Origin of the sequence: Roseococcus suduntuyensis (assembly GCF_014196305.1) — a bacterium.
GTDB classification, from domain to species: Bacteria; Pseudomonadota; Alphaproteobacteria; order Acetobacterales; family Acetobacteraceae; genus Roseococcus; species Roseococcus suduntuyensis.
Genome location: NZ_JACIDJ010000001.1, coordinates 716,210 through 742,848 on the forward strand (window position 1 = coordinate 716,210; position 26,639 = coordinate 742,848).

The 26,639-nt window shown below is 73.0% G+C and carries 18 protein-coding genes; 4 read left to right on the top strand and 14 right to left on the bottom strand.

The annotated features are described in order from the left end of the window. Positions 1-46: 46 nt before the first annotated feature. The gene (locus GGQ83_RS03365) at positions 47-2,170 is read right to left on the bottom strand and encodes a GumC family protein (protein ID WP_184382171.1); all 2,124 of its coding nucleotides are present in this window, start codon (positions 2,168-2,170) and stop codon (positions 47-49) included. Continuing rightward, positions 2,170-3,441, bottom strand: a complete 1,272-nt coding sequence (locus tag GGQ83_RS03370) for an MATE family efflux transporter (RefSeq protein ID WP_184382172.1) — start codon at positions 3,439-3,441, stop codon at positions 2,170-2,172. The genes GGQ83_RS03365 and GGQ83_RS03370 overlap by 1 nt, the downstream gene beginning before the upstream one ends. A 104-nt stretch (positions 3,442-3,545) precedes the next feature. Here GGQ83_RS03370 and GGQ83_RS03375 point away from each other — a divergent pair, with 104 nt between their 5' ends. Continuing rightward, a complete protein-coding gene (locus tag GGQ83_RS03375) occupies positions 3,546-4,487 on the top strand; it encodes a glycosyltransferase family 2 protein (protein ID WP_184382173.1) in 942 nt (313 codons plus the stop codon). A gap of 7 nt (positions 4,488-4,494) precedes the next feature. On the opposite strand, the gene GGQ83_RS03380 is transcribed toward GGQ83_RS03375, so the two are convergent. The 7 genes from GGQ83_RS03380 to GGQ83_RS20270 form a co-directional block, all read right to left on the bottom strand. Next, on the bottom strand, positions 4,495-5,583 hold the full coding sequence (locus GGQ83_RS03380; protein ID WP_184382174.1) for a BMP family ABC transporter substrate-binding protein: 1,089 nt from the start codon (positions 5,581-5,583) through the stop codon (positions 4,495-4,497). 60 nt (positions 5,584-5,643) lie between these two features. Beyond that, on the bottom strand, positions 5,644-6,558 hold the full coding sequence (locus tag GGQ83_RS03385; protein WP_184382175.1) for an ABC transporter permease: 915 nt from the start codon (positions 6,556-6,558) through the stop codon (positions 5,644-5,646). 67 nt (positions 6,559-6,625) lie between these two features. Then, positions 6,626-7,702: an ABC transporter permease gene (locus GGQ83_RS03390; protein WP_184382176.1), complete on the bottom strand. Its 1,077-nt coding sequence runs from the start codon at positions 7,700-7,702 to the stop codon at positions 6,626-6,628. Beyond that, on the bottom strand, positions 7,699-9,216 hold the full coding sequence (locus GGQ83_RS03395) for an ABC transporter ATP-binding protein (protein ID WP_184382177.1): 1,518 nt from the start codon (positions 9,214-9,216) through the stop codon (positions 7,699-7,701). The genes GGQ83_RS03390 and GGQ83_RS03395 overlap by 4 nt, the downstream gene beginning before the upstream one ends. Next, positions 9,213-11,471, bottom strand: a complete 2,259-nt coding sequence (locus GGQ83_RS03400; RefSeq protein ID WP_184382178.1) for a xanthine dehydrogenase family protein molybdopterin-binding subunit — start codon at positions 11,469-11,471, stop codon at positions 9,213-9,215. The genes GGQ83_RS03395 and GGQ83_RS03400 overlap by 4 nt, the downstream gene beginning before the upstream one ends. Positions 11,472-11,568: 97 nt before the next feature. Then, entirely contained in the window at positions 11,569-13,656 is a 2,088-nt protein-coding gene (locus tag GGQ83_RS03405; RefSeq protein ID WP_184382179.1) for a methyl-accepting chemotaxis protein, read from the bottom strand. Between the two features lie 57 nt (positions 13,657-13,713). Further along, complete coding sequence (locus GGQ83_RS20270; RefSeq protein WP_184382180.1) at positions 13,714-17,298, bottom strand: YhdP family protein; 3,585 nt, start codon at positions 17,296-17,298, stop codon at positions 13,714-13,716. Positions 17,299-17,321: 23 nt separating this feature from the next. Between GGQ83_RS20270 and GGQ83_RS03415 the strand changes: the two genes are divergently transcribed. Next, complete coding sequence (locus GGQ83_RS03415) at positions 17,322-20,237, top strand: bifunctional [glutamine synthetase] adenylyltransferase/[glutamine synthetase]-adenylyl-L-tyrosine phosphorylase (protein ID WP_184382181.1); 2,916 nt, start codon at positions 17,322-17,324, stop codon at positions 20,235-20,237. Positions 20,238-20,254: 17 nt separating this feature from the next. On the opposite strand, the gene GGQ83_RS03420 is transcribed toward GGQ83_RS03415, so the two are convergent. The 5 genes from GGQ83_RS03420 to GGQ83_RS03440 are packed head-to-tail and all read right to left on the bottom strand — an operon-like array spanning position 20,255 to position 24,802. Continuing rightward, positions 20,255-21,073: an ABC transporter permease gene (locus tag GGQ83_RS03420; RefSeq protein ID WP_184382182.1), complete on the bottom strand. Its 819-nt coding sequence runs from the start codon at positions 21,071-21,073 to the stop codon at positions 20,255-20,257. Continuing rightward, positions 21,073-21,990, bottom strand: a complete 918-nt coding sequence (locus GGQ83_RS03425) for an ABC transporter permease (protein ID WP_184382183.1) — start codon at positions 21,988-21,990, stop codon at positions 21,073-21,075. Before GGQ83_RS03425 ends, GGQ83_RS03420 begins: the two co-directional genes overlap by 1 nt. After that, positions 21,987-22,379: a VOC family protein gene (locus tag GGQ83_RS03430; protein ID WP_184382184.1), complete on the bottom strand. Its 393-nt coding sequence runs from the start codon at positions 22,377-22,379 to the stop codon at positions 21,987-21,989. Before GGQ83_RS03430 ends, GGQ83_RS03425 begins: the two co-directional genes overlap by 4 nt. After that, the gene (locus GGQ83_RS03435; RefSeq protein ID WP_184382185.1) at positions 22,376-24,028 is read right to left on the bottom strand and encodes a peptide ABC transporter substrate-binding protein; all 1,653 of its coding nucleotides are present in this window, start codon (positions 24,026-24,028) and stop codon (positions 22,376-22,378) included. Before GGQ83_RS03435 ends, GGQ83_RS03430 begins: the two co-directional genes overlap by 4 nt. 48 nt (positions 24,029-24,076) lie before the next feature. Further along, positions 24,077-24,802: an orotate phosphoribosyltransferase gene (locus GGQ83_RS03440; RefSeq protein ID WP_184382186.1), complete on the bottom strand. Its 726-nt coding sequence runs from the start codon at positions 24,800-24,802 to the stop codon at positions 24,077-24,079. Positions 24,803-24,853: 51 nt separating this feature from the next. Here GGQ83_RS03440 and GGQ83_RS03445 point away from each other — a divergent pair, with 51 nt between their 5' ends. After that, positions 24,854-25,780 carry a mitochondrial fission ELM1 family protein gene (locus GGQ83_RS03445; protein ID WP_221223419.1) on the top strand — a complete coding sequence of 309 codons (927 nt, stop codon included), beginning with the start codon at positions 24,854-24,856 and terminating at the stop codon, positions 25,778-25,780. Then, a complete protein-coding gene (locus GGQ83_RS03450; protein WP_184382187.1) occupies positions 25,771-26,610 on the top strand; it encodes a protein-methionine-sulfoxide reductase heme-binding subunit MsrQ in 840 nt (279 codons plus the stop codon). Before GGQ83_RS03445 ends, GGQ83_RS03450 begins: the two co-directional genes overlap by 10 nt. The last annotated feature ends 29 nt before the right edge of the window (positions 26,611-26,639 follow it).

Sequence of the window (26,639 nt, forward strand, 5' to 3'; positions counted from 1 at the left end):
GGGCGATTCGCCGCTCCGGCAATCCCGCGCCTTCGCGGATCGCGCCCTATGGCCCCAGCGCGGCCAGCGGCCCAGGCAGCACCTGCCGCCGCCCGGTGAAGGCGAGGCCGGGCAGCGCGCCGCCGGCCGCCAGGATCTCGTCGCGCCTGGCGCGCGCGGCGCGCAGCGTCGTCACCTCGCCCCGCACCACCAGCAGGTTCGCGTCCATCAGCCCCGCGAGGCGCCGTGCGGCGTAGCCCGAGCCATCGGCGCCCACCACCAGGATCACGTCGAACTCGCGCTTCAGCAGGGCCAGCATGCGCGTGGCCTCGGCCTCGCTGGCGCGGGGGTCGGTTAACTGGCTGTGCTGGGACTCATAGGCCACCCAGAGGCGTTCATGGGCGGTGGGGAAGGCCAGGACGTGTCCTTCGACGCGCTCTACCGCCTCCGGCGTGCCGCCCAGGGCGCGCAGATGCGCGGCACCATCGGTCTGAAGGTCCAGCAGCAGCACCGTGCGTCCGCGACGTTGCGCGAGTTCCCCGGCCAGGGCGCGCGCCAGCAGCCCGCGCTGGTCATCCCCTTCGCCCGTCAGGTGCAGCACCGGCCGCGCGCCGATCTGGTCCAGCAGCAGGCCGGCCAGTTCGGCCAGCGGGGCCTCCTCATCCGGCCGCGCGAAGCTGGCCAGCACGGGCAGGCGCAGGTTGACCACGGCCTCGCCCGGCGTGGCGGGCGTGGCGCGCAGCAGCGTCAACAGCACGAGGCCGGCGCCGGCCAGGGTGAAGCCCGCCACCAGCCCGGCGGCGGCGAAGAGCAAGGCGCCGCTGCGGCCCTCGAAGGGCGCGGTGGGCGGCTGCACGAGCTGTACGGCGGCCGCCCCGCCGCGTCGGGCGCTTTCCTCCAGCCGCACGCCCGCCTCGCGCGTGGCCAGGCTGCGGGTGATGCCGTCCAGCCCGTCGCGTCGCCGGAACAGGTCGCGCAGCACGGCATCCGCGCCGCGCAGCGTGGTGGCGCGCGCCTCCGCCTCGCCGCGCTGCACGCGCACTTCCTCCAGCTGGCGCGTCAGGCTGTCGAGTTCGATGCGCGACGCGATGACGCGGGCTTCCAGCGCGTCCCGGTTGGGGTTGCGGATCTCGCGGCGGGTGGCGAAGGCCGTGCGCTCGTTGCGCTCCAGCGTCTGCCGGACATTGGCGATGCGCTGGTCCAGCTCCCGCAATTCCGGCGCGCCGGGGGCGTAGTGGGTCGCGATGTGGCGGCGTTCCTGCAGCAATCGGGCCAGCGTGTTCCGCGCCTCGTCATTGGGGGCGAGGTTGGTGGCCTCGCTGCCGGCGAAGACGCGCTCGGGCTCCACGGCCAGGCGTTCCTGTGCGGAGGCCAGCTGCGCCGCCGTCGCCGCCCGCTGTTCGCGCAGGGTGTTCTCGCGCTCCATCAGCGTGTTGAGCCGTGCGTTGGCGAGCGCGATGTCCTGCCCCAGCTCCATCACGCCGAAGCGGGCCTGGGCGTCCTGGATCTCGCGCTCGATGCCGCGGAGTTCCTCGCGCTGGCGGGCGAGGTCGGAGGTGAGCAACTGCGCGCCACCTTCATGGCCGGTTTCCGAACGTTGGCGCAGATAGGCTTCCAGCACCGCCTCCAGCACCAGCGTGGCCCGCGCGGGGTCGGTGGCGCGGTAGCGCAGGCGCAGGATGTTGGTGGAGGGCTCGGTGTCCGCGCGCAGCGCGCGGCCGAGCATCGTGGTCGCGGCCTCGATCTGTTCCTCCGGCGTCATCGCTTGCTGCCACGGGCGGGGGTTGGCGAGGCCGGGGGCGATGGTGGCGGGCCCCAGCCGTTCCACCGCGCGGCGGGCCACGGGGCGGCTGGTGGCGATCTCCATTTCGGAGCGCACGACGCGCAATTGTTCCACCGTCTGTACCGTGGGGCCGAGGCCGGAGAGGTCGGCGGCGCCCACGCTCTCGCGCGTCACCTGGATCAGCATGCTGGTCTCGGCCTCGAAGACCGGCTGGCGCGTCAGGGCCAGCGCCAGCCCCGCCGCGACAGGCAGACCGAACGCCAGCAGCAGCACCCAGCGCCGCAGCCAGAGCGTGACCAGAAGCTGCGCCGGGGTGAGGCGGCGCAGCGCCAGCACATCCGCCCGCTCGGCCTCGACGGGTGCGGTGGCGTGTGGGCGGGCGACGGGGGCGGAAACCGCGAGTGACATCAGGCCCCCGTGGTAGCGCAGCTTGGCCGCGGGGGGGAGGTTTCGCGCGCCACCTCGCGCCACAGCAGCGCGCCCAGCGCCGCCTGGCCCGCCGCCAGCACCATCAGGCTGCCCGGCCCGCCCAGCCACAGGATCATGGGCACCAGCGCCACCACCACCGGCCCCGCGACGATGCCGATGCGCAGCGCCAGTGCGCGGAAGCGCGAGGCCGCCTGCAATTGCCCGGCCGCGATCTCCGTCACCGCCTGCAGCCCGATCACCAGCGTCCAGAGTGCCACCAGCGGCCCGATCCCGTCATAGCGCCCCTGGAGCAGGTGCCGCGCCAGCATGTCCCACGCGGCCCAGAGCAGCAGCGCATAGGCCAGCACCGCGCCGACCAGCACGAGGGTGGCGATGACGGCCTGGCGGCGGATGCGGTGCGCCTCGCCCGCCGCGCGAAGCTGCGCGAAGCCGGGGATCAGGGTGCGGTTCACCCCCACCAGCAGCAGCGCGGCGGGCGTCAGCAGCATGCGGGCGGCGTTGACATCGGCCACCGCGGCCAGGCCCGCCAGCACGCCCAGGATGTAGAAATGCGCCTGGTTCTGCGCCAGCGTCACCGCGACCCCGCCGACCGACCATCGCCCCTGATCCCAGACCGTCCGTAGCCCGTCGCCCATGCCGCGCAGCCCCTGCCGCAGCGGCAGCCGGGCCGTGGCGGCCGCGACCGCCGCCGTCACCGCGCAGGCCGCGCCATGGCCGGCCAGCGCCGCCACCGGCACCGCGAGCCCGAGCGCCAGCCCGGCCAGGGCGAAGCCGGCCCAGAGCACCGCATTCAGCCCATCCAGCGCCAGCGCCGCCTGGGGCCGCAGCAGCGCGAGGCGATGGACCCGAAGGAAATCCTGCGCCACGGCCGCCGGCATGACGAGCAGCATCACCGCGACGAAAGGGTTGGCCCAACCGGCCGCCGCCAGCGCGCCCAGCGCCAGCAGGCAGGCCAGCGCCACGCCCCCCAGCTGCGCCAGCAGCAGGGCGGCGGCGAAGGCGGGCCGCGCGGCCTCGGGCCGCCCGTGCTGGGCCACGATGAACTGGCTGCCGAACATGCCGCCGGCGAAGCTGTTGGCCACCACCACCGCCATGTAGCCCAGCGCGTAGAGGCCGAATTCCTCCTTGGTGCCGAGGCGCAGCACCGCCAGCGCCACCCCGAAATTGGCGAGGCTGATCACCGCCTGGTCCGCGATGCCGGCCAGGGTGCGCCCGCGCGGCCCCGTCAGCAGGCGCGGCAGGGCGGGCATGGAGGAGGGCGGACCTGGGATTGCACCCTTTCCCTCTACAGGCGGGCGCGGCGCGGGGCCACCGCCGCTTGCCGCGCGCCGACCACGCCCACATCCTGCGCGCCATGCCCCCGCCACGCCTGAGCGTCGTCGTCCCCTGCCATGACCGCATGGACCTGCTGGCGCGCACGCTGCACGCCCTGGCCGGACAACGCCTGCCGGGCGGCGTGGCATGGGAGGTGGTGGTGGCAGACAACCACCCCGACGCGCTGGCCCGCCCGCTGGTGGAGGGCTTCGCGGCCCCCGTGCCTTTCCGCCACATCCCGGCCACGCCCCACCGCAACATCGCCGCCGCGCGCAACCGGGGGGTGGTGGCGGCGCGCGGTGAGTTCGTCGCCTTTGTGGATGATGACGAGGCGCCGGAGGAAGGCTGCCTTGCCGCCCACCTGGCCGCGCTGGAGCGCACCGGCGCGGATGCCAGCTTCGGCCCGAAATTCCCGGTCTTTGAAGGCGGCGCGCCACCGGACTGGGACCCGGAAGGTGAATACTTCCGCACCGACCTCGCCCTGCCGGCGGATACGCGGCTGAACCCGCTCCACTGGTGGCATGCCGGTGGGCGGGGCGTGGGCACGGGCAATTCCATGCTGCGCCGCGCCACCTGCCTGCCGGGCGCGGCACCCTTCAACGAAACGCTGGGCCGCGCCGGCGGCGAGGACACGCTGCTGTTCTTCACGCTGGCGAAGGAGGGGCGCCACTTCATCTGGACGCCCGGTGCGCGGGTCGTGGAGGTGAACCAACGCGGCCGCCTGACGCCCGACTACATGCGCGCGCGCCTGGCCCGCAGCGCCCGGCATTCCGCCCTGTTCCGCGCGGCGGTCAGCGACAGGAAATGGGCCGCCTGGGCCATGGCCTGGGGCATCGGCGCGGCGCAGGTGGCGGTGCATGCGCCGCTGTATCTGTTGAAGCGGCGCGGTCCGCCCTCGGCCTGGATGCGCCACCGCTTCGGCATCGCGAAGGGGCTGGGCAAGCTCGGCCTCGGGGCGGATTTGGACTTCGTGCGGGAATAGGCCCCGCTCAGGGCATCTGCACCTCGATGCCCTGGTAGAAGTAGTTTTGGGCGCGGATCTGGTCATCGGTCAGGCGCTGGCCGGCGGGGATGACCAGCGTGCCGTCCTGCCGCGTGATGGGCCCCTCGAAGGGCTGCAGCGTGCCGGCGGCCAGGGCGTCGCGGATGCGCTCGGCCTCGCTCGCTTCCTCGGGCGTCATGTTGGTGAAGGGCGCCAGACGGAACATGCCGGAATCGAGGCCGCCCCAGGTGTCGCTGGGCTGCCAGCCGCCGTCCAGCACCGCGCGGGCGCGGGCCACGTAGTAGTCGCCCCAGTTGTTCACGCTGCTGGTGAGGTGGGCGCGCGGGGCGAAGCGCGTCATGTCGCTCGCCTGGCCGAAGCCGAAGACGTTGCCACGCTGCTCGGCCAATTGCAGCGGCGCGGGGCTGTCCGTGTGCTGGCAGATCACGTCGCAGCCCTGGTCGATCAGCGCGCGGGCGGCGTCGGCCTCGCGGCCCGGGTTGAACCAGGCGCCGGCCCAGACCACGCGGATGCGCATCTGCGGGTCCACGGACCAGGCGCCGCGCATGACGGTGTTGATGGCGTGGATCACCTCCGGCACGGGGAAGGAGGCGACATAGCCGATGGTCTTGCTGCGCGACTTGCGCGCCGCGATCACGCCCTGGACGTAGCGGCCCTCATAGAAGCGGGCGTTGTAGATGGCGAGGTTGCGGGCGGTGGCGGTGCCCGTGGCATTTTCCCAGAACACGTTGGGGTTCTGCGCCGCCACGCGCTGCGTCGCCTGGAAATAGGAAAAGCTGGTGGTGAAGATCAGGCGCGAACCCGTGCGGACCAGTTGCGTCGCCACGCGGTCGAAATCGGGCGGGGCCACGGCCTCGACCTGGGTGGCGCGCACGCGGTCGCCCAGCACCTCCAGCATCCGGCGGCGGCCCTGGTCATGCATGGTGGACCAACCGAAATCGCCCACGGGGCCGATCAGGATGAGGCCGACATTCAGTGGCGCCTGGGCGGCGGCAGGGGGGACGGCGGCGGGCATGGCCGCGGCGGCGCCGATCGCGCCACCGCCGAGCAGGATGTTGCGGCGGGACAGGGTCATGTGGCGAGGGTCTCCTTCAAGCCGGCCACTACACATTCGTGACGCGCCTGTCATCCAGGATCAGCGGTCGGGCACGAAGGGTTGGCCCAGGGCGGCCGGGCCGGCTCCGCCACCGCGCAGCCGCATCACCAGCACCAGCACCAGGATGGTGATGAGGTAGGGCATGGCCGCCAGAAGCTGCGTGGGCAGCGGCACGCCGGCCGATTGCGCGTGCAGTTGCAGGATGGTGACGCCGCCAAACAGATAGGCCCCCACCGCCGCCCGCCAGGGCAGCCAGGAGGCGAAGACGACGATGGCCAGCGCGATCCAGCCGCGGCCGGCCGTCATGCCCGAGGTCCAGAAGGGCGTATAGACCAGCGACAGATAGGCCCCCGCCAGCCCCGCGCAGGCCCCGCCGAACAGCACCGCCAGGAAACGCACCCGCAGCACATGATGGCCCAGCGCATGGGCCGAGGCATGGTTCTCGCCACAGGCGCGCAGCACCAGCCCCGCACGCGTGCGGAACAGGAACCAGGAGACCCCCGCCACCAGCGCGAAGGCGGCATAGACGAAGGGGTCCTGGGCGAAGAGCACGGGGCCGATGAAGGGGATGTCCGACAGGTAAGGGATCGCGATGGCGCCGATCCCCTCGCGCTGCACGCCCACGAAGGGTGCCCCCACCACGCCAGAGAGCCCCAGCCCGAAGATGGCCAGCGCCAGCCCCACGGCCACCTGGTTGGTGGCGAGCCCGAGCGTCAGAAGGGCGAACAGCGCCGCCATGGCCATGCCCGCCAGCACCGCCGCCAGCACGCCGAAGGCGCTGGACCCCGTGGTGATGGCGGCCGCGATGCCGACCGCGGCGCCCATGATCATCATGCCCTCCACGCCCAGGTTCAGCACGCCCGAGCGTTCCACGACCAGTTCGCCGATGGCGGCGATGAGCAGCGGCGTGGAGGCGGTGATGACGGTGAGCAGGATGGCTTCGAACAGGGTCATTCTTGCGCCCTCAAACGCCGGCCGCTTCGCGGCCGGAGACTCGTGGCGCGATTCCACTGCTGCCCGGTCATGCCTCCGCCCTTCGCACCCAGCGCACGCGATACAGAAGCAGCGTGTCGCAGCCCAGCACATAGAACAGCAGCAGCCCCTGGAAGACGCGCGTCACGTCCAGCGGCATCTGCATCATGATCTGCGCGTTCTCGCCGCCGATGAAGGTGATGGCGAGGAACACCCCCGCCACCAGGCAGCCCACCGGGTTCAGCCGGCCCAGGAAGGCCACGATGATGGCGGTGAAGCCATAGCCGGGCGAAAGCCCCGGTTGCAGCATCCGCACCGTGCCCGCCGCCTCCAGCACGCCGGCCAGCCCCGCCAGCCCGCCCGCGATGGCAAACACCGTCCAGGTGAGGCGCTTCGCGTCGAAGCCCGCGAAGCGCGCGGCCCGCGGCGCCTCGCCCACCAGCGTGATCTCGAACCCCTTCAGCGTGCGCGCCACCAGCAGCGCCGCCAGCACCACCACCAGCAGCATGATGGGCGTGCCGAGGTTCAGCCGCCCGCCCTCCATCAGCAGCGGGATGGTGGCCTCGGGCGCGAAGACGACGGTCTGGGGCATGTTGAAGCCCTGCGGGTCGCGCCAAGGGCCGCGCACCAGCCAGTCCAGCAGCAGCTCCGCCACATAGACCAACATCAGGCTCGTCAGGATTTCATTGGCGCCGAAGCGCGTCTTGAGCAGCGCCGGGATCAGCGCGAAGAGCGCGCCGCCCAGGGCGCCCATCACCAGCATGGCGGGCAGCAGCCAGGCACCGGCGCCGGTGCCGTGCGTGGCCACGGCCAGCCAGCCGCCCGCCATGGCGCCCATGAGGAACTGCCCCTCGGCGCCGATGTTCCAGTTGTTCGAGCGGTAGCAAAGCGCCAGCCCCACCGCGATCAGCACCAGTGGGGTGGCTTTCACCGCCACCTCCTGCAACCCCCAGGCGTCGGAGACGGGCATGATGAAGTAGACGAACAACGCCTCCAGCGGGTCGCGCCCCATGGCGAGGAAGACCAGCACGGCCGAAACCAGCGTCAGCCCCACCGCCAGCAAAGGCGAGGCCAGGGTCAGCGCCCAGGGTGTTTCGGCGCGGCGTTCCAGGACGAGGCGCCTCATGCCGCGCCCCCCATGCGCAGGCCGATGGCCTCGCGCGTCAAGCCGGCCACGGGTTCCGCGGGGGAAAGCGTGCCGTGGAACAGCACGGCGATGCGGTCCGCCATTTCCAGCAATTCATCCAGGTCCTGGCTTATGACCAGCACGGCCGAACCCGCCCGCGCCAGGTCCAGCAGCGCCTGTCGGATCAGCCCCGCCGCCCCCGCATCCACCCCCCAGGTGGGCTGGGATACCACCAGCAGCCCCGGCTTGCGCAGCACCTCGCGCCCCACCACGAATTTCTGGAGATTGCCGCCGGAGAGCGCCCGCGCCTCCGGGTCGCGCGGGCCTTTGCGCACGTCGAAGGCGCGCGTGACCGCATCCACCCAGCCCAGCATGCGGCCGCGGTCCAGCAGGCCGTGGCGCACCATGCCGCTGGCCGCATGGCCGGAGACCAGCGCGTTGTCGGACAGCGTCAGGCGTGGCGCCGCGGCGTGGCCCAGCCGCTCCTCCGGCACGAAGGCCGCGCCCTTGCGGCGGCGGGCGTTGATGTCGGCGCGGCCCACCGCCGCGCCGTCCAGAATGATCTGTTCCGCGCGCGGCGCCAGCACCTCGCCCGAGAGGGCAGCGAACAGCGCCTCCTGCCCATTGCCCGCCACGCCCGCGATGCCCAGCACCTCGCCCCGGCGCAGGTCGAGCGAGATGTCCTTCAGCCCGACCCCATGTGGGTCATCCGGCGCCACGGACAGCCCCCGCACGGAAAGCCGCACCGGCCCCTCGGGCGGTGCCGCGGCGTGGCGCAGCGCGGCCACCTCGCTGCCCACCATCATGCGCGCGAGGCTCGCGGCCGTTTCCGTGCGCGGATCGGTGCGCGCCACCACGCGGCCATGGCGCAGGATGGTGGCGGTCTCGCAGAGGCGCCGCACCTCCTCCAGCTTGTGCGAGATGTAGAGCACGGCCCGCCCCTCGGCGCGGATGCGGTCCAGCGTGGCGAAGAGGCCCTCCGCCTCCTGCGGCGTCAGCACCGAGGTGGGTTCGTCCAGGATCAGTAGACGCGGGTCCTGCATGAGGCAGCGCACGATCTCGATGCGCTGCCGCTCGCCCACCGAAAGCCGCCACACCTCGCGCGCGGGTTCGAGTGGCAGGCCATAGGCACGCGAAACTTCCGCCAGCCGGGCGGCGATGCGCGGCACGGGCTCGGCGGCGTCCAGCGCCAGCGCCACGTTCTCCGCCACGGTCAGGTTGTCGAACAGCGAGAAGTGCTGGAACACCATGCCGATGCCCAGGGCCCGCGCCGCGCGCGGCTCGGGCAGGTGGATCGGGCGGCCTTCCCAGGCGATGTGCCCGGCTTCCGGCTGCAACAGCCCATAGAGCATCTTCACCAAAGTGGACTTGCCCGCGCCATTCTCCCCCAGCAGCGCATGGGCCTCGCCGGGCATGACGCGCAAATCCACATGGTCATTGGCGAGCAGCGCGCCGAAGCGCTTCACCAACCCGGTGGCGTCAAGAAGGGGGGCGTCCAGCAGCGGCGTGGTCATCGCCCGTGCAGCGCGGCCCAGAGCTTTTCCGGCGTGGCCGGCATCGTGATGTCCGCACCCACGGCGTCGCGGATGGCGGCCATCACGGCCTGGGGTGCCGCGATGCAGCCCGCCTGGCCCGTGCCCTTCACGCCGAGCCCGTTCGCCTCGGTCGGCGCATCCTCGCGCAAACTGATGTCCAGCGTCGGCAAATCCGACGCGCGGGGCAGGCAGTAGTCCATCAGCCCCGCCGTCAGAAGCTGGCCGCTGTCCGCGTCATAGCGGATGGCCTCCAGCAGCGCCTGGCCGATGCCCTGCGCCACGCCGCCCTGCACCTGGCCCAGCGCCAGCATGGGGTTCAGCAGGCGTCCGTAATCGTCCACGGCGGTGTAGGCGCACAGCGTGCATTCGCCCGTCTCGGGGTCCACCTCCACCTCGGCGGCATGGGCGCCGTTCGGGAAGGTGCAGAGGTCCAGCGCGTGGCGGGCCTCGCCCTCCAGCGGCGGTTCCTCGGCGGCGAGTTCGGCCAGCGTCACGCTCTGTCCATCGGCGAGCGCGAAGCGGCCGCCGGCATAGTGCAGGGATTCGGGCGCGGTCTGCAGCAGGCGGGCGGCACGGCCGCGGGCCTCGGCCAGGAGGTTGTGCGCGGCCTGGCGCATGGCCTCGCCGCCCATGTGCAGGCTGCGCGCGCCGCCATGGCCATTGCCAAAGGCCACCAGGTCCGTGTCGGCCTGGACGTAGCCAATGCGCTCCATCGGCAGGTCGAGCTGATGGGCCACATATTGCGGGAAGCTGGTCTCATGCCCCTGCCCGTTGGACTGGGTGCCGATGGCGAGCGTCACATCGCCCTTCGCGTCTACACTCAGCTTCGCCCATTCGCCGAAGGCGCCGCGCGCGGTCTCCAGGAAGGCGGTGAGCCCGAAGCCGCGCCGCTTGCCCTGCGCCTCGCTGACCGCGCGGCGGGCGGGGAAGCCCGCGCGATCCGCCAGCGCGGCGCATTCCGCGAGCCTTGCGGCGAAGTTGCCGTCGCGCAGTTCCATCCCCAGCGCCGAGCGATAGGGGAATTCGCCAATCATGTTGCGCGCCCGCAGCGCCGCCGCGTCCTGCCCCGTGGCCCGGGCCGCGTGCTCGATCAGCGTCTCGACGATGTAGTTGGCCTCGGGCTTGCCCGCGCCACGATAGGCCTCCATGGGTGCCGTGTTGGTGAAGGCCCCGCGCACCGTCATGTGGATGGCGGGGATGGCGTAGACGCCACCCATGGCGGTGGCCGCCGCATTGGTCGGGCAATGCGGGCCATTTGCCGAAAGATAGGCCCCCATCTCCGCCACGCCGTCGAAGTCCAGCGCGAGGAACCGCCCCTCCGAATCCAGCGCCAGCCGCCCGCGCCCGTGCAGCCCGCGCCCATGGGCCGAGGCCGCGTAATCCTCGCCGATGCGGGCCGTCCAGCGCACGGGCGCGCCCAGTTCGCGCGCCGCGTGCAGCAGGCAGACATGCTCCGGGAAGGCCACGTTCTTCACGCCGAAGCCGCCGCCCACATCGGGCACGACCAGGTGCAGCGCCTCGGGCGGCAGCTTCATGGCGGCGCAGAGCTGGCCGCGCATGGAATGCACATTCTGCCCGTTGACGATGAGGCTGAGGCGCGTCGCCTCCGGCACGGCCATGGCCGCGCGCGGTTCGATGGGCGCACAGGTGACGCGGGGGTTGGGAATATCCGCCTCGACCACATGGGCGGCCCCCGCGAAGGCGGCCTCCACCGCCGCACGGTCGCCCTTGTGCCAAAGGAAGGCGAGGTTGCCCGGCGCCTGTTCGTGCAGGGTGGGCGCGCCCGGTGCCAGCGCCGCGTCGTGGTCCGTGACCGCGGGCAGCATGTCGTATTCCGCGAGGATGAGTTCCGCCGCGTCTTCGGCCTGATGCGCCGTCTCGGCCACCACACAGGCCACCGCCTCGCCCACATGGCGCACGCGGTCCAGCGCGAGCGGCGGGTGGTCCGGCTTCACCAAAGGCGTCTCGGCCGCCAGCACGGAGGAACAGGGCAGGCCGCCGATGCCCGCCTCCGCCAGCATGGCGCCCGTCAGCACCAGGCGAACGCCGGGGGCGGCGTGGGCCGCCGCCACATTCAGCGCCACCAGCCGCGCATGGGCGTGCGGGCTGCGCAGGAAGACGGCATGCAGCGCGCCGGGCTGCGCCAGGTCGTCCACATAGCGCCCCTCGCCCTTGAGGAAGCGCGCATCCTCGACGCGACGGATGGATTGGCCGAACAGGCTGATGGCGTTCATGAGGCGAAACTAGCCTCGGATCGGCTTCGGTGGAATCACCGAAGCCGCGCAGCCGCCGCCAGGACGGGCGGCGGCTGCCGCCCGCGCCCGTTTCGCCTCAGGCGGCCCGCATCTGGGTCAGCAGGGTGCTCAACTCGCCCCGCAGCCCCTCGCCCTGCTGGGCGATGTCGTCGGTGGTGGCGGCCAGGCTGGTCAGGGCGCCCTCGGCGGCCTGGGCGCCCTGGCCCACCTCGTCCATGCGGGCGGCCACGCGGTCGGTGCCGGTCGCGGCCTCGGCCACGTTGCGGGCGATCTCGCGCGTGGCGGCGCCCTGTTCCTCCACCGCGGCGGCGATGGCGTTGGCCACCTCGTTGATCTCGGCCACCACCGCGCCGATGCCCTGGATGGAGCGCACCGCCCCCTCCGCCGCACCCTGGATGGCGCTGATCTGGGCCGCAATGTCGCCGGTGGCGCGGCCGGTCTGGGCGGCGAGGCTCTTCACCTCGCTGGCCACCACGGCGAAGCCCTTGCCGGCCTCACCCGCCCGCGCCGCCTCGATCGTCGCGTTCAGCGCCAGCAGGTTGGTCTGGCCCGCGATGTCGCTGATGAGGCGCACCACCTCGCCGATCTTGGTGGCGGCCTCCGTCAGGGCCGCCATGGTGGCATCGGTGGCGCGGGTCTCCTCCATGGCGCGGCCGGCCACGCGGGCGGCTTCGGCCACCTGGCGGGTGATCTCGCTGACCGAGGCCGAAAGCTCCTCGGCCGCGGCGGCCACGGTCTGCACATTGCGGCTGGCCTGGTCCGCGTCCTGGTTCACCGCATCGGCGAGGCGCGCGGTATGGCCCGCCCCGGCGCGCAGTTCCGATGTGGCGCCGCGCATCACCTCCACGCGGTCCGCCATGGTGTCGAGTGCGGTGCCCAGCGCCGTCTCGATCTGCTGGGCCACCGAGGCGCGGGCCCGGCGGGCCTCCTCGGCGGTGGCGGCGCGCTGGGCGGTCGCGGCTTCCTCCAGGCCGCGGGCGCGCAAGGCTTCCTGCCGCAGCCCGTCCAGGCCCCGGGCGAGGGCGCCGAACTCATCCGTGCGCGCGGTGGCGGGCACCGGGGCGTCATATTCGCCGGCGGCCAGGCGGCCGGTGGCGGATTGCAGGCTGGCCAGCGGCGCCAGCACGCGGCGCAGCACCACCCACACCGCGACGGCGAGGAACAGCAGCGTCCCCCCCAGCACGGCGGCGGCGGCGATGGACTGGGCCCGCGCCTCCGCGATCAGCGTCTCGGCGCGATCTTGCGTCACTTCGCTGGCGGCGTCGCGCACCAGCAGCAGGGTGCCGATCTGCGGCGTGGTGCGCTCGATGAAGGCGGGGGCCGCCATGCGCGCGGCCGAGGGTTCGGCCTGGGCCGTGCTCAGCGCCCGGAATTCGTTGAAATAGCCGGCCTGCGCCGCCGCTACCGCCGCCGCGAGGCGCGGGTTCGAGCGGGTTGCGGGCTCGGCCTCCAGCAGGCGCCAGGCGGAATCCACCGCCCCGCGCGACTGCGCGACGGCCGCCTGGTTTTGCGGCGTCAGGCCCCGGTTCGCGGCGATGGCGCCGGCCACTGTGCTGCGTTCTTGTCCGGAGGCATCGCGCGCCAGCCAGCTCGCCTGCTTCAGCATGTTCAGCCGCGCGATCAGCGGGTCATGTTCGCCGGCCGCGGCGAGCAGCGACGACCAGATGCCCTGCTGCGCCGCCACGAAGCGCGAGATCTCCCGGTGCAGTCCGCCGCGCGCGAAATCGGCGTCGCGTGCCTCGGCGGCCATGGCCATCTGCGCGTCGGCGCGGCGGCGCAGGGCCTCCAGCGGGGCGGCCATACCCTCCAGCTCCTCCAGCATGCGGACGGTCTCGGGCAGGCGGGCCTCGCGCAGATGGACCAGCGCCTCGGTCAGCTTGGCCTGGAACACGCCGCGGTGCCGCGCGATGGCGCCGCGCGCCGCATCACCGGCGGGCGTGGCGGCGGCCAGCGCGGCGTTGCTCTGGGCGCGTTCCAGCAGCAGCTCGAACAACCCTTCGTTCAGGCGCGCGGCGGCCTTGTTCATCTCACTGGCCGCCCGGTGCTCCTCCCAGGCGGTCCAGGAGGAGCGCAGGGATGAGGTGGCCGGGATCAGCGCCAGGATGGCCAGCACGAGACTGACCCCCAGGATGGGTGTGCGGACGGAGCCAAACAACTTGCTCATGGAGAAGACCTTGCAGCTATTTCGCCGCAGCCTGCCCCCGCGTCCCTGAATCCGCGCTTAACGTCGCGCTGGCGCCTCCGGCTCGCCGCCCAGGTCGAAGAGGCCGCGCAGGAAGCCCGGCGTCAGCGCGGCCAGCGGGTTCACCGTGATGGTGGGGTCCTCCGGCGGGCCCTGCGCGCGGAAGGTGGCGGCGAAGACCCCACCGCCACGCTCGGGGCTGAACAGCCGACCGACCAATGGCAGGTTGCCCAGCAGCGTGTTGAAGACATAGGCGGGCACGATGGTGCCCTCCATGTCCAGCACCGCGCGTTCGCGCAGCAGCCGCCCCTGCGCCGTGAGGCCCAGCGAGGCCGAGAAGGCCCGCGCCTCGTTCACCCGCAGCACGTCCGGCTCCAGCACGAAGGGCACCACGGCGCGCGTGAAGACGAGGCCATTGCCCCCCTGCATGGCCTCCAGCACGCCGAACAGCGTCATGGCCTGCAGCAGCTTGCCCAGCGCCGGCGCGTCGCGCACCACGAAATTGTCCAGCTCGGCCGTGCCGGAGAGCGGCGCGCCGGGCCGTGTCTCGGTGTATTGCCCGGTCAGCGCCAGCCGCCCGCCGCTGATCGAGGTGGTGATGCCCAGCGCCCGCAGCACCGCCCCGCCATCCTCGGCCACTGCCCGCACCTGGCGGACATTGCCGCGGCCGGGTGTCAGCGCCGCCTCGAAGCCCCCGCCGCCGCGGGCGGTGCGGCCGCGCAGCGTGGCCTGACGCAGCACGCCGGCCGTATCCATCCGGCCCGTGGCCTGCACGGCGAAGATTTCGCGCTGGGGGCCGACCAGCACCTGGTCGAAGCGCAAATCCAGGTTCAGCGGCGGCTGTTGGCCCTCGGTGGGGGCGGGACGCTCGCTGGAGGGCGTGCTGGGCCCCAGCACCGGCCGCAGGTCGAGCAGGGGGCCACGCAGCGTGATGCTCCAGGGGTCGTTCGGCCGCGCGCCGGCCCGGGCATCGCCCACCAGGCGCGAGGCGCCGAACACCGTCTCCTGCAACTCCACGCGCTCGATACGGTTGGCGCGGGCCACGGCGCGGGCGCGCAGCGCGAGTTCCAGCGCCTCGATCCGGATGCCCTCGATGCTGGTGAGCTGGTCATTGTTGAGGCGCAGCGTCGCCTCGGCCTGGCCGGGGCTGCCCTCGGGCTTCTCCCAGCCCAGCGGCGGGAAGGCCAGCACCGCGTCGCGCAGATTTCCGGTCAGCGCGTAGCTGGCCTGGCCGTTGCGCCGGCGTTCGCCCCGCGCCTCGATGGCCACGGGCCCGCGCAGCAGCGCCCCGGCGTCGAGCCCCAGCGCGGCGAGCTGCGCCGCCGTGGGCCGCGCCGTCAGCGTCTCGCGCGAGACCACCTGCGTGGCCGGGCCGGGCCGGTAGTCCAGCTCCACCCCGAAGCGCAGCGCCACGCCTGCCAGCGTGCCGGTGCCGCTGCCGCGCAGCCCCTGCATGTCGGTGGTGAGTTCCGCCGTGGCCCCCTCCAGGTCGCGCCCCAGCAGCAGCGAGGCCACGCGTCCCTGGGTCAGCCGTGCCTCGGCGCGCAGCTGCATCTGCTCGGTGCGGAGGTCCGCCAGCAGGGGGAAGTCCAGTTGCAGCCGGCCGCTGAACTGCCCGGCGCGCACGTCGATCGGGAAGGGCCGGCGGTCGAACAGGGCGAGGCGCGGGTGGCGCAGCACCGTGACCAGCCCGGTCAGCGGGCCGGACAGGTTGAAGGACATCTCGGCCGTGTCCGGCTGGCCGGGGGGCGCGAAGGCGAAGCGCAGCGTGGACTCGCCCGCCTGGATGCCGCCGGCCTCGGCGGTAAGCGCCCCGCCGCGCGTCTCGACCACCACGCCATCCCGCGCGAAGCGGGCGCGCCCGGCTACGCCGGAGACGGGGGGCATGGGGCGCAGGTAGTGGACGGTGGCGCCTTCCACGTTTGCCTCGCCGTCCAGCGCCTCCAGCTGCACCTCGCCCAGGGAATCATTGGCCGAGACGCCGATGCGCCAGCGCCCCTCGATGAGGGTGCCGGTGGTGATGTTGGTCGTGATCCAGTCCCGCGCGCCCCGGACCACGCCCTCGGGCCAGAGCCGTGGCAGTTCCGCGAAGCGGGCGTCGTTCAGGCTGAGCGAGACCTCGCTGGCCCAGCGCCCCTCCGCGAAGCGCGCCGCGCCCGTGGCCGCCAACCGTGTGGCGCGGCCGCCTTCCGCCGGGGCGGCGAGGTCGAGGTGCAACGCCTCCAGCGTCACCGCGCCGGGGCCGAGCGAGGCGCTGACCGCCGCCTCCGCGACCTGGAGGGCGCCCATGCCCGGAGGCGTCACCTCGGCCTCCGCCAGCACCAGATCCGCGCGGCCGCCCACCACGGCCCAGCGCGTCAGGTCGGGCGCGGTGGTCACGTCCAGCAGCAAGGCCGCCTCGCGCAGCACGCCGCGGTTCAGCGCGAGCCGCGCGGCCTCCCTGGCCTCGGGCGCGAGGTCGGTGGGCCAGAGGCGCGGGATGGCAGTGATGTCCAGTTCGCCCAGGTTCAGCCGCGCCCTTCCGGCCCAGCCCGGCGGCCGGCGCTGGAGCTCCGCGCTGGCCTCGATCGGCTGGCCCGCGGTGCCGGGCAGGCGCAGCATGGCGCGTTCGAGAATGAGGCTGTCCGGCGTGGCCAATGCCTCCGCCTCCAGCGCGTCGAAGGGGAGTTCGAGGCCAGGTGCGGGTCGCAGCAGCCCGCCCTCGGCGGCTTGCAGCGCCACGCCCAGCCCGTGCACCTGGCCCTCGCCATCCATGCTCAGGCTGGCCTGCACCGCGACCGGCGCGTCCAGCATGGTGAGCGGCGCGAGGAAGGGCAGAACCGCGGCCAACTCCGGCGGGCGCAGCACCGGCAGGTCGAGACGGAGATTGACCGAAGTGGGCTCGCCCTCCGCCTGGCCGGAGACATGGACGGGCAGGCGCTTGGCGATGCCATCGGCGCCGATCGTCTCCAGCATGGCCTCGCCATCGGCCTCCAGCCCGCCCTCGCCGCCGCGCAGCAGGGTCAGGTGGATCTCGCGCAGGTGGAAGGTGGCGCCCAGCGCGGCATCGCGCAGGCTGACGCGCCCGCCCAGGATGCGGACGCGGCGCAGCAGGGTGTGGGCGGCGCGTTCCTCCGGCGGGCGCATCAGGTCGGCCAGGAGCTGGGGCAGGGCGGAGGGCGTGGTGTCCGCGGGCGCCGGCTCCGCGCCTTGCTGGGGCGAGAGGTCGAGTCCCACCGTGCCATCCGCCTCCCGCCGCAGGCTGAGGACGGGGGCGAAGAGATCCACCGTGGCGGGGGCGAGGGTGCCGCGCAGCAGGGGGGCGAGGGCGAAGGTGACGGCGGCATCGGGCAGGGCGCCGGCCACCATCCCTTCGGCATCGGTCAGCCGGGCGCCGGAGACACGCACCTCCACGGGCGCCGAGCCGCCATGGAAGCCTTCCCAGGCGATGGCCGCGCGGCCGACGGAGAGGCGCAGTTCACCCCCCTCGGCATTGGCCGCACGCTCGATCTGCCGGGCGAGGAAGGCCGATTCCCAGGGTCCGGAGGAGAGCCGCCAGGCCAGCGCGCCCAGCACCAGCCCCGCCAGCAGCGGCAGGAAGAGCAGGAAGGAGAGGCTCCAACGAAGGGCTTGACCGGGCTTCACCCTGCGCGTTCCCCTGCCCACCCATGACACGTCCCCTGCACGACCCCGAAGGAATCGCGCGGCTTCGCGCACGCCTGGCGGAGGGCGACGCCGCGCAGCAGGCGCTGGCGGCCCGCGCCGAGGCCGTCTCGGTGCTGGAGGTGCTGGGCGCGCACAGCCCCTTCCTCTCGGACCTGGCCTTCCGCGAGGCGCCCACGCTGCACCGCCTGCTGGACCGGGGTGCGGACGCCGCCATGCAGACGGTGCTGGAGCCCCTCTGCACGGCCGATGTCGCCTCGCCGCGCGAGGCGGTGGCGAGCCTGCTGCGCCGGGCCAAGCGCCAGGGCGCCCTGGTGGCGGGCGTGGCGGACCTGATGGGAATGTGGCCGCTGGACCGCGTGACCGGCGCGCTGTCCGACCTGGCGGACGAGACTATCGAGTTCGCCATCGCCCACCTGCTGCTGGATGGCGCGCGGCGCGGCCAGATCCGGCTGCCGCGCACGAAGGGCGACAAGAAGCAGGTCACGAAGGGCTCGGGCCTGATCGTGCTGGGCATGGGCAAGCTCGGCGCGCGCGAGCTGAACTACTCCTCGGATGTTGATCTCCTGCTGCTGCACGACCCGGATTCGCCTTCCTACCACGAGGAACATGGGCCCGCGCCCTACATCCGCATCGCCCGGGACCTCGTTCGCCTGATGGAAGAACGCACGGGCGAGGGTTACGTTTTCCGTACCGACCTGAGATTGCGTCCGGACGCCACGCCGCTCTGCGTCTCGGTGCCGGTGGCGCTGAGCTATTATGAAAGCCTGGGCCAGAACTGGGAACGCGCCGCCATGATCAAGGCGCGCTGCGTGGCGGGTGACCGTGCCCCGGCCGAGGCCTTCCTGCGCGAATTGCGCCCCTTCATCTGGCGCCGCCACCTGGATTTTGCGGCGGTGGCCGACATCCATTCCATCAAGCGGCAGATCCACATCCACAAGGGCGAGCGCGGCGCGGGCGGCGAGATCGCGGTGGCGGGCCATGACGTGAAACTCGGCCGTGGCGGCATCCGCGAGATCGAGTTCAGCGTGCAGGTGCTGCAGCTGATCTGGGGCGGGCGCGACCCGGCGCTGCGCGACCAGACCACGCTGGGCGCGCTGGCGGCGTTGGCGGCGGCGGGCAAGATGGACCGCCGCGCGGCCGCCGACCTCGCGGATGCCTATGTCTTCCTGCGCAACACCGAGCACCGGCTGCAGATGGTGGAGGACCGCCAGACCCACCGCCTGCCCGAGGCACCACAGGAGCTGGACCGCATCGGCCGCTTCATGGGCTTCGCCGATGGCGCGGAATTCGGCGCGGCGCTGACCGCGCACCAGCGCCGGGTGGAGCAGCACTACAGCCGCATGTTCGAGGCGGCGCCTTCGCTCTCCACCGAGGGCGGCAGCCTCGTCTTCACCGGCGTGGAGGATGACCCCGCCACGCTCGAGAATCTGCGCGCCATGGGCTACCGCGAGGTGTCGTCCATCGCGGGCATGATCCGCTCCTGGCATCATGGCCGCCCGCGCGCCACCCGCACCGAGCGCGCCCGCGAATTGCTGACCGAGATCATGCCTGCCCTGCTGGCCGCCTTCGCCCGCCAGCGCGAACCGGATGCGGCGTTGATTCGCTTCGGGGAATTGCTGGGGCGGCTCTCGGCGGGGGTGCAGTTCCTCTCGCTGCTGCACCGGAACCCGCCGCTGATGGGGCGGCTGGCCGGGCTGCTGGGCGCGGCGCCGCAACTGGCGGACCATCTGGCGCGGCAGCCGATGGCACTGGACGGGCTGCTGGCCGGCAGCCATGCCGCGCCGGGCGAGAAGCCGCTGGCCGCCCTGCCCGCCCTGGTGCGCGAGGCGCGCGACCTGGAGGAGGTGCTGGAGGCCACCCGCCGTCTCGTCACGGAACGCATGTTCGAGGTGGATGCGGCGAGCCTGGAGGGCCGGATGGACGCCGATGCCTCCGCGCTGGCGCGCAGCGAGGTGGCCGATGCCGCCATCGCCGCCCTGCTGCCCGCGGTCGAGCGCGACTTCGCCCGCCGCTTCGGCCGGGTGGCGGGCGGCGGCATGGCGGTGCTGGCGGTGGGCAAGCTGGGCGGGCGGGAGATGCTGCCGGCCAGTGACCTCGACCTGATCCTGATCTATGAGCACGCGCCCGAGGCCGAGGCCAGCGAGGGCGGCGCCAAGGCGCTCGCCCCTTCGGAATACTTCATCCGCCTGGCGCACCAGGTGGTGGCGGCGCTGACCTCGCCGGGGAAAGAGGGGCGCGCCTTCGAGGTGGACATGCGGCTGCGCCCCTCGGGCAACAAGGGGCCGGTGGCGGTGCGGCTCTCGGCCTTCCAGCGCTACCACGCCGAGGAGGCCTGGACCTGGGAGCGCATGGCCCTGACCCGCGCCCGCGCCGTGGCCGGCCCGCCCGAACTGTGCAAGGCCGTGCAGGCCGCGCGCGACGCGGCGCTGACCCAGCCGCGCGACCCCGCCGCCGCCCTGGCCGATGCGGCGCATATGCGCGCCCGCATGCTGCGCGACATCCCGGGCGATGGGCCCTGGGACATCAAGTCCATGCCGGGCGGGCTGGTCGAGGTGGAGTTCATCTCCCAGGCCCTGACGGTCGCCCATGCCCCCGAACGCCCCCGCCTGCTGCGCGGCACGACGCGCGAGGTGCTGGCCGCGCTGGGCCGCGCCGGCTACCTGGAGGAACGCGAGGCGGCCACCCTGATCCAGGCCGAGCGCCTGTGGCGCACCCTGCTGGGCGTGATGCGCCTGACGGTGGGGCAATGGAAGGACCCGACCCTGCCCGTCACGGTCGAGGAGTCCCTGCGTGAGGCCGCGGCCACCCTTGTCCACCACGCGGTCCCGGATTTGGCCGCGCTGCGCGAGGTGATGCGCGACCACGCGGCGGCGGTGCGCGCCAGCTTCGAGCGGCGGGTGGGCAGGCTTTCGCCTTGAGCGGCTGATGTCAGGTCCTATCGCCTCAACCGGCTGATCCCATCCGCCACCAGGTTGCAGGCCAGCACCGTCAGCATGATGGCCAGCCCCGGCCAGAAGGCGGCGAGCGGCGCCTGGAACACCAGTTCCTGCGCGTTGGCCAGCATGTTGCCCCAGGAGGGCGCGGGCGGCGCGATGCCCAGGCCCAGGAAGCTCAGCACGCTCTCGGCCAGAACGGCGCCGCCGACCGCCAGCGCGGTGGCGATGGCGATGGGCGCGGCGAGGCTGGGCAGCACATGGCGCGTCAGTACGCTCCGTTCCGACACCCCCAGCGCGCGGGCCGCCCGCACGAAGTCTCGTGCCAGCAGCGACAGTGCCGAGGCCCGCACCAGCCGTGCCACCCCCACCCAGCCGAAGGCCGCCAGCAGCCCCGCGATGCGGACCATGTCGGCCGTGGCCTCGCCGCGCGGCAGGCCGATGATGGCGGGATCCAGCGCGGCCAGGATCACCAGCAGCGGCAGGGCGGGCAGGGCCAGGATGCCGTCGGCCAGGCGCATCAATACCGCATCCAGCCAGCCGCCGCGCCAGGCGGCCAGCAGTCCGATGACGGTGCCGATGGTCGTGGCGGCCAGCGCCGCGGCCAGCCCCACGGTCAGCGAAACCCGCGCCCCATGCAGCAGCCGCAGCAGCACGTCGCGCCCCAGGTCATCGGTGCCCAGCGGATGCTCGGCCGAGGGCGGCGCGAAGCGGTTGAACAAATCCGGCGCGAAGGCGTCATGGCCAAGCCACCAGCCGCCCAGTGGCGCGGCGAGCGCGGCCAGGGCCAGCAAACCCAGCAGGGCGAGGCCCACCTTCATCACGCGATCCGTGGATCGAGCCAGCGCTGCGCCAGGTCGGCCGCCAGCGTCGCCAGCATGGTCACCACCGCCACCAGCAGCAGCGCCAGCAGGGCCAGGTTGAAATCGTTGCCCATCACCGCGTCATAGATCAGCTTGCCCATGCCGGGCCGGGCGAAGACCGTCTCCGTGATGAGCGCGCCCGAGACCATGGCCCCGGCATCGAGGGCCGCGATGGTCAGCAGCGGTACGGCGGCATTGGGCAGGGCGTGGCGGGCCAGCACCCGCGCCTCGCTGGCCCCCTTGGCGCGGGCGGTGCGGATGTGTGGCTCCTCCAGCGCGGCGCGCAGGGCGGCGGCGGAATGGCGCGCATAGGCGGCGAGGTTGGCGAAGGCGAGCGTCGCCACCGGCAGCACCAGGAAGCGCCACCCCGCATCGGCACCCCCCGCCGGCAGCCAGCCCAATTGCACCGCGAACAGGATGATCAGCAGGATGCCCAGCCAGAAGGAGGGCGTGGCCTGCGCCACCAGCGCCACCCCCTGCACGAAGGGCGCGAGCCGCGGACGCGCCGCCGCCAGCGCCCCCAGCCCCACGCCGAGCGTGATGGCGATGCCGATGGCCAGCGCCAGCAATTCCAGCGAGGAGAGCAGCGCCGGCCACAGCAGTTGCGCCACGGGCTGCGCGAAGAGGCGCGAATGGCCGAAATTGCCGCGCAGCACCTCGCCGGCCCAGGCGAAATAGCGCGACATCAGCGGCTGGTCCAAGCCGTGCAGTTCGCGCAGCCGCGCCGCGTCCTCGCTGGTCAGGCGAGGGTCGCCGGCGATGGCCATCTCGATGGGGTCGCCCGGCATCAGCCCGATCAGCAGGAAGGCGCAGAGCGAGAGGATGACCGTCATCACCGCGATCTGCGCCAAGCGCGAGAGGATGAGGCCCGTCATGCCTCGGGCCGGTGGCAGACGGCTTCCACCCGGTTGCCGTCGGGGTCGAGCAGGAAGGCGCCGTAATAGGCGGCGTGGTAGTGCGGGCGCAGGCCGGGGGCGCCGTCATCCCGCCTGCCCGCCGCCAGCCCGGCGGCATGAAAGGCGCACACCATGGCGCGGTCCCGTGCGCGGAAGGCCCAGTGGCGGCGGTCGGCCACAACCCCGGGCCGATGCAGAATGGTGAGGTAGGACGCCGCCTCCGCCTCTTCCGTGCTGCGGAGGCCGTAGCCGATGCCATCCGCCTCGCGCCACACGCAGGGCACCTCCAGCGCCGCCATCACCGCATCGTAGAAGGGCGCGGCGGTGCCGAGGTCGTTCACGGTGATGGAGACATGGTCCAGGATCATCGCACCCCCCATTGCTCCGCCCAGAGCGTCGAGGGGTTCAGGTGCCCGGTGGGCCGCACGCCCGTCAGCCATTGCGGCCAGACATGCGCGTCCTGCCGGAACCAGAGCGGCAGGGCGGGCAGTTCCTCGGCATAGATGGCCTGCAGGCGATGCCACAGCGCGCGGCGGCGCTCCCGGTCCAGCTCCTGCGGCAGGGCTTCGAGCAGCGCGTCCATCTCGGCGTTGCGGAAGCCCGGGTAGTTCTGGCCGGACCAGTTGCGCTCGGCGGTCGGGATTTCGGTGCTGTGGAGCGAACTCCGCGGCACGCCCTCGGGCGCGGACACCCAGGCGAAGAGCACCGCGCCGGTGAAGCGCCGGCGCGAGAGGGTTTCCCCGAACAGCACGCGCGGTGGCTCGTTGCGGATGCGCGCCTCGACGCCCACCGCGCGCCACTGCGCCTGGATCACCTGCTGCGTGGCCTCGCGCGAGCGGTTCCCGGCGGTGGTCATCAGCTCGATGGACAGCCGCTCCCCGGCCGCGTTGCGGCGGATGCCGCCGGGGCCCATGGTCCAGCCTGCCTCCTCCAGCAGGGCGGCGGCGCGGGCGGGGTCGTGGGGGTAGCGGCGCACGTTCTCGTCATGCGGCCAGTCCAGCGGGTTCACGCTGGTGTGGGCCACGGTCTGCCGGCCTTCGAACAGCCGCGCCACGATCTGCTCACGGTCCAGCGCGTGCAGCAGGGCCTGGCGCACGCGGCGGTCGTCCAGCGGCGGCTGGTCCATGCGCAGGTCCATGTGCTCGTAGACCAGGCCGGGGCGGAATTCGGTGCGGAAGCGCGTGCCGGTGCGGCGGGCCAGGGCGCTGGCCTGTTCCACCGGCAGGCCCAGCTCCCCCGCGATCATGTCCACCTGGCCGGCGAGAAGCTGGGCCTCCAGCGCGGGCGTGCTCTCGACGGTACGGATGGTGATGCGCCGGAAATGCGGTTCGGGGCCGGACCAGTGCGGGTTGCGCTCCAGCGAGATGGCGGCCCCCGCCTGCACCTGCGCGACACGGAAGGGGCCGTTCCATAGGCCGGGGTTGGTGGGCTCGGTGTCGTAGAGGGTGCGGGTGCGGTAGGTGCGCGGGTCCTGTTCCCAGCGGGCGCGTTCGAGATGCGCGGGCAGGGGCGCGAAATCGCCCAGGCTGCCGAATTCGAAGGTGATCCGGTCGAAGCGCAGGGTGAAGCGGCGCTCATCCTCCGCGATGAACTCATAGGCGCTTCGGTAGAATTCGGCGGGGCCGATGCCGGTGGTCCCGTCGCGGCCCGCATCATAGGTGAAGCGCAGGTCGGCGGTGGTGATGGGCGTGCCATCGCCCCACCGCAGCCCCTCGCGCAGCACCCAGGTCACGCGCAGGCCGGGGCGGCCATCGGGGGTGGTCTCCCGCACCGCCAGCCCGTTCTCCAGCGTGGGGAGGGTCTCGCAGAGCAGGCAGGTCAGCCGCCAGTCGGCGTCATAGGCGGTGACGGGGCGGCGCGCGAAACCCAGCACATAGGATTTCGCCACCATGCTCTCGATGTTGGGATGCAGCGTGGAGGGATATTGCGTGATGCCGATGGAGAGGTTGTCGCGCGGCTGGGCGAAGGCGGGTGCGGCGAACAGCAGGCAGAGGCAGATCAGGAAACGGGCGGCCATCCGGTGCTCCATGCGGCGGCCGCGCGGGAGGGCGCGGCCGGCCCGAAGCTACCCGCCCTTCCCCTTGAACGCCAAAGCTTCCTCCAGGCTGCCCACGCCGCCATGCGCGCGCGACCAGGCCACGGGGTCTTCCAGGAACTTCCGCACGCCGCTGAGCGAGGCCTCGGGGAAGTAGTCACGCTCCCGGCACACCTCCAGCACGTCCCACCAGGTGGCCAAGTGATGCAGCGAGAGGTCCATCGCCTTCATCTGCTCGAAGCTGCCCGGGAAGACGCCGTAATAGAACACCACGAAGGTGTGGGCACACTTGGCGCCGGCCTCGCGCAGGGCCTCGGCGAAGCGGATCTTGCTGGCGCCGTCGGTGGTGAGGTCCTCGACCAGCAGGGTCTCGCGGCCCACCGGCACGTCGCCCTCGATCAGCGCGTTCCGGCCGAAGCCCTTGGCCTTCTTGCGGACATAGGCCATGGGCAGGTTCATGCGGTCGCTGATCCAGGCCGCGAAGGGGATGCCGGCCGTCTCGCCGCCCGCGATGCTCTCGATGGTCTCGAAGCCGACCGCGCGGTTGATCTTCTCCACGCCCAGGTCGCAGATGCGGGTGCGGGCGCGCGGGTAGGAGATGATCTTGCGGCAGTCGATATAGACGGGGCTCTTCCAGCCCGAGGTCAGGGTATAGGGTTCCTCGGGGCGGAAATTCACCGCCTTGATTTCCAGCAGGATGCGCGCGGTGGTCAGGGCCGCGTCGCGATCGAACTCCGAGGCGTGGTGCGTCGTCATGGGAACCCTCATCGTGCTGCGCCCCAGTAACCTCCAGGCGCGGGCGCGACAATGACCGAAGCGCCGATCTGGGTGCTGGAGGACCCGCGCGCGGGCACGGCCGCCCAGGCGCTGGGCATCGCCGAGCGGCTCGATGTGCCCTTCCGGGTGGTGCCCCTGCGCTGGAGCGCCTGGGCGGGGCTGCCCTGGCCGGTGCCCACGCTGCTGGGCCTTGCCGACCGCGGGGCTTTCACCCCGCCCTGGCCGAAGCTGGTGATTTCCGCCGGGCGCCGGGCCGCGCCGGTGTCCCGCTGGCTGCGGGCGCGGGGGGTGCGGACGGTTCATGCGATGCGCCCCGGCCTTGGGGCGGGGGATTTCGACCTGCTGGTGATCGGCGCGCATGACAGGCCCCGCCCGGCCGCCAACCTGCTGGAAATCCAGGGCGCCACCCACCGCATCACCCCCGCGAAGCTGGAAGCCGCCGCCACCACCGCCTTCCCGGACCTCGCCGCCCTGCCGCGCCCGCGCGTGGGCCTGTTGCTGGGCGGGCCGGTGCGGGCGGAGGGCATGGACCCCGGCACCGCCGCCCGCATCGCCAGCCAGGCGGCCGGGCTTGGCAACTCTGTGCTGGCCACCACCTCTCGGCGCAGCGGCCAAGCGGCGGCGGCCGCCCTGGCCGGGGCGCTGAAGGGCCGCCCGCACCACCTGTATCCTTTCGGGGGGGGTGGAGCGAACCCGCTGCATGGAATCCTGTCCTTGTCGGATGTGCTGGTGGTGACCGGCGACAGCATCTCGATGCTCTCGGAGGCGCTGATGACCCCTGCCCCGTTGTTCATTGCCGACCCGGGCGGGCTCGGCCCGCGCCACCGTGCGGTGGCGGACAGCCTGTTCGCGGCGGGGCTGGCCGCGCCGCTGGGCGGCCCCCCGCCCCCTCCGCGCGCCGCCCTGGACGAAACAGCCCGCGTCGCCGCCGAAATCCGGGCGCGCGGATGGGTGTGACCCTTGCTTTGCCCTGGCAGGACCGCCAGGGGCGGTTCTCCGGACTGCGAGCGGTGGTGCTGGTGGGGCTTTGCCTGCCGCTGCTGCCTTTGCTCTGGCCCTGGGCCACCGGCACGCTGGGGCCGGAGCCCATCGAGGAGGCCATGCACGAGACCGGCCGCTGGGCCATCCGCTTCCTGCTGCTGACGCTGGTGGTGACGCCGCTGGGCCGAATCCTGGCCTGGCCGCGGCTGTTCCAGGTGCGGCGGATGCTGGGGCTGGGCGCGCTGGCCTGGGCGGTGCTGCACCTGGGTCTTTATGTGGTGGAGCAGGATTTCGTGCTGGCCCGCGTGGTCAGCGAGATCGCGAAGCGCACCTACCTGCTGATCGGCTTCGCGGCCCTGTGCGGCCTCGTGGTGCTGGGCTGGACCAGCACCGATGCCTGGATGCGCCGGCTGGGGCGGGGCTGGAAGCGGCTGCATCGCCTGGTGTTTCCCGTCGCGGTGCTGGCGCTGCTGCACGCCTTCATCCAGGCGAAGTCCGATGTGTCGCAGGCGGTGCTGCTGAGCGCGCTGTTGCTCTGGCTGCTGGGCTGGCGGGCGCTGCCGGCGCGCTGGCAGGGGAATCTGGGCGCGCTGGCGGGGCTTTCGCTGGCGGCGATGCTGGGCGCGGTGGCGGTGGAATACCTCTGGTATGCGCTGGCCACGAACCTGCCGGCCGCGCGGGTGGCGGCGGCCAACCTCGACCTCACCTTCGGCCCGCGCCCGGCCGTGCTGGCGGGCATGATCGGCCTCGGCGTCGTCGCGCTCCTGGGGGTGTGGCGGCTTGTGGGGGCGCGGCGCGCGGCGTAGGGATTTTGCCATCGGAGGAAGGACATCCC

What these genes read in the sequence shown, in the direction of transcription:
- GGQ83_RS03365 (WP_184382171.1), bottom strand. Translation starts at nt 2,170, where the DNA reads ATGTCACTCGCGGTTTCCGCCCCCGTCGCCCGCCCACACGCCACCGCA.
- GGQ83_RS03370 (WP_184382172.1), bottom strand. Translation starts at nt 3,441, where the DNA reads ATGCCCGCCCTGCCGCGCCTGCTGACGGGGCCGCGCGGGCGCACCCTG.
- GGQ83_RS03375 (WP_184382173.1), top strand. Translation starts at nt 3,546, where the DNA reads ATGCCCCCGCCACGCCTGAGCGTCGTCGTCCCCTGCCATGACCGCATG.
- GGQ83_RS03380 (WP_184382174.1), bottom strand. Translation starts at nt 5,583, where the DNA reads ATGACCCTGTCCCGCCGCAACATCCTGCTCGGCGGTGGCGCGATCGGC.
- GGQ83_RS03385 (WP_184382175.1), bottom strand. Translation starts at nt 6,558, where the DNA reads ATGACCCTGTTCGAAGCCATCCTGCTCACCGTCATCACCGCCTCCACG.
- GGQ83_RS03390 (WP_184382176.1), bottom strand. Translation starts at nt 7,702, where the DNA reads ATGAGGCGCCTCGTCCTGGAACGCCGCGCCGAAACACCCTGGGCGCTG.
- GGQ83_RS03395 (WP_184382177.1), bottom strand. Translation starts at nt 9,216, where the DNA reads ATGACCACGCCGCTGCTGGACGCCCCCCTTCTTGACGCCACCGGGTTG.
- GGQ83_RS03400 (WP_184382178.1), bottom strand. Translation starts at nt 11,471, where the DNA reads ATGAACGCCATCAGCCTGTTCGGCCAATCCATCCGTCGCGTCGAGGAT.
- GGQ83_RS03405 (WP_184382179.1), bottom strand. Translation starts at nt 13,656, where the DNA reads ATGAGCAAGTTGTTTGGCTCCGTCCGCACACCCATCCTGGGGGTCAGT.
- GGQ83_RS03415 (WP_184382181.1), top strand. Translation starts at nt 17,322, where the DNA reads ATGACACGTCCCCTGCACGACCCCGAAGGAATCGCGCGGCTTCGCGCA.
- GGQ83_RS03420 (WP_184382182.1), bottom strand. Translation starts at nt 21,073, where the DNA reads ATGAAGGTGGGCCTCGCCCTGCTGGGTTTGCTGGCCCTGGCCGCGCTC.
- GGQ83_RS03425 (WP_184382183.1), bottom strand. Translation starts at nt 21,990, where the DNA reads ATGACGGGCCTCATCCTCTCGCGCTTGGCGCAGATCGCGGTGATGACG.
- GGQ83_RS03430 (WP_184382184.1), bottom strand. Translation starts at nt 22,379, where the DNA reads ATGATCCTGGACCATGTCTCCATCACCGTGAACGACCTCGGCACCGCC.
- GGQ83_RS03435 (WP_184382185.1), bottom strand. Translation starts at nt 24,028, where the DNA reads ATGGCCGCCCGTTTCCTGATCTGCCTCTGCCTGCTGTTCGCCGCACCC.
- GGQ83_RS03440 (WP_184382186.1), bottom strand. Translation starts at nt 24,802, where the DNA reads ATGACGACGCACCACGCCTCGGAGTTCGATCGCGACGCGGCCCTGACC.
- GGQ83_RS03445 (WP_221223419.1), top strand. Translation starts at nt 24,854, where the DNA reads ATGACCGAAGCGCCGATCTGGGTGCTGGAGGACCCGCGCGCGGGCACG.
- GGQ83_RS03450 (WP_184382187.1), top strand. Translation starts at nt 25,771, where the DNA reads ATGGGTGTGACCCTTGCTTTGCCCTGGCAGGACCGCCAGGGGCGGTTC.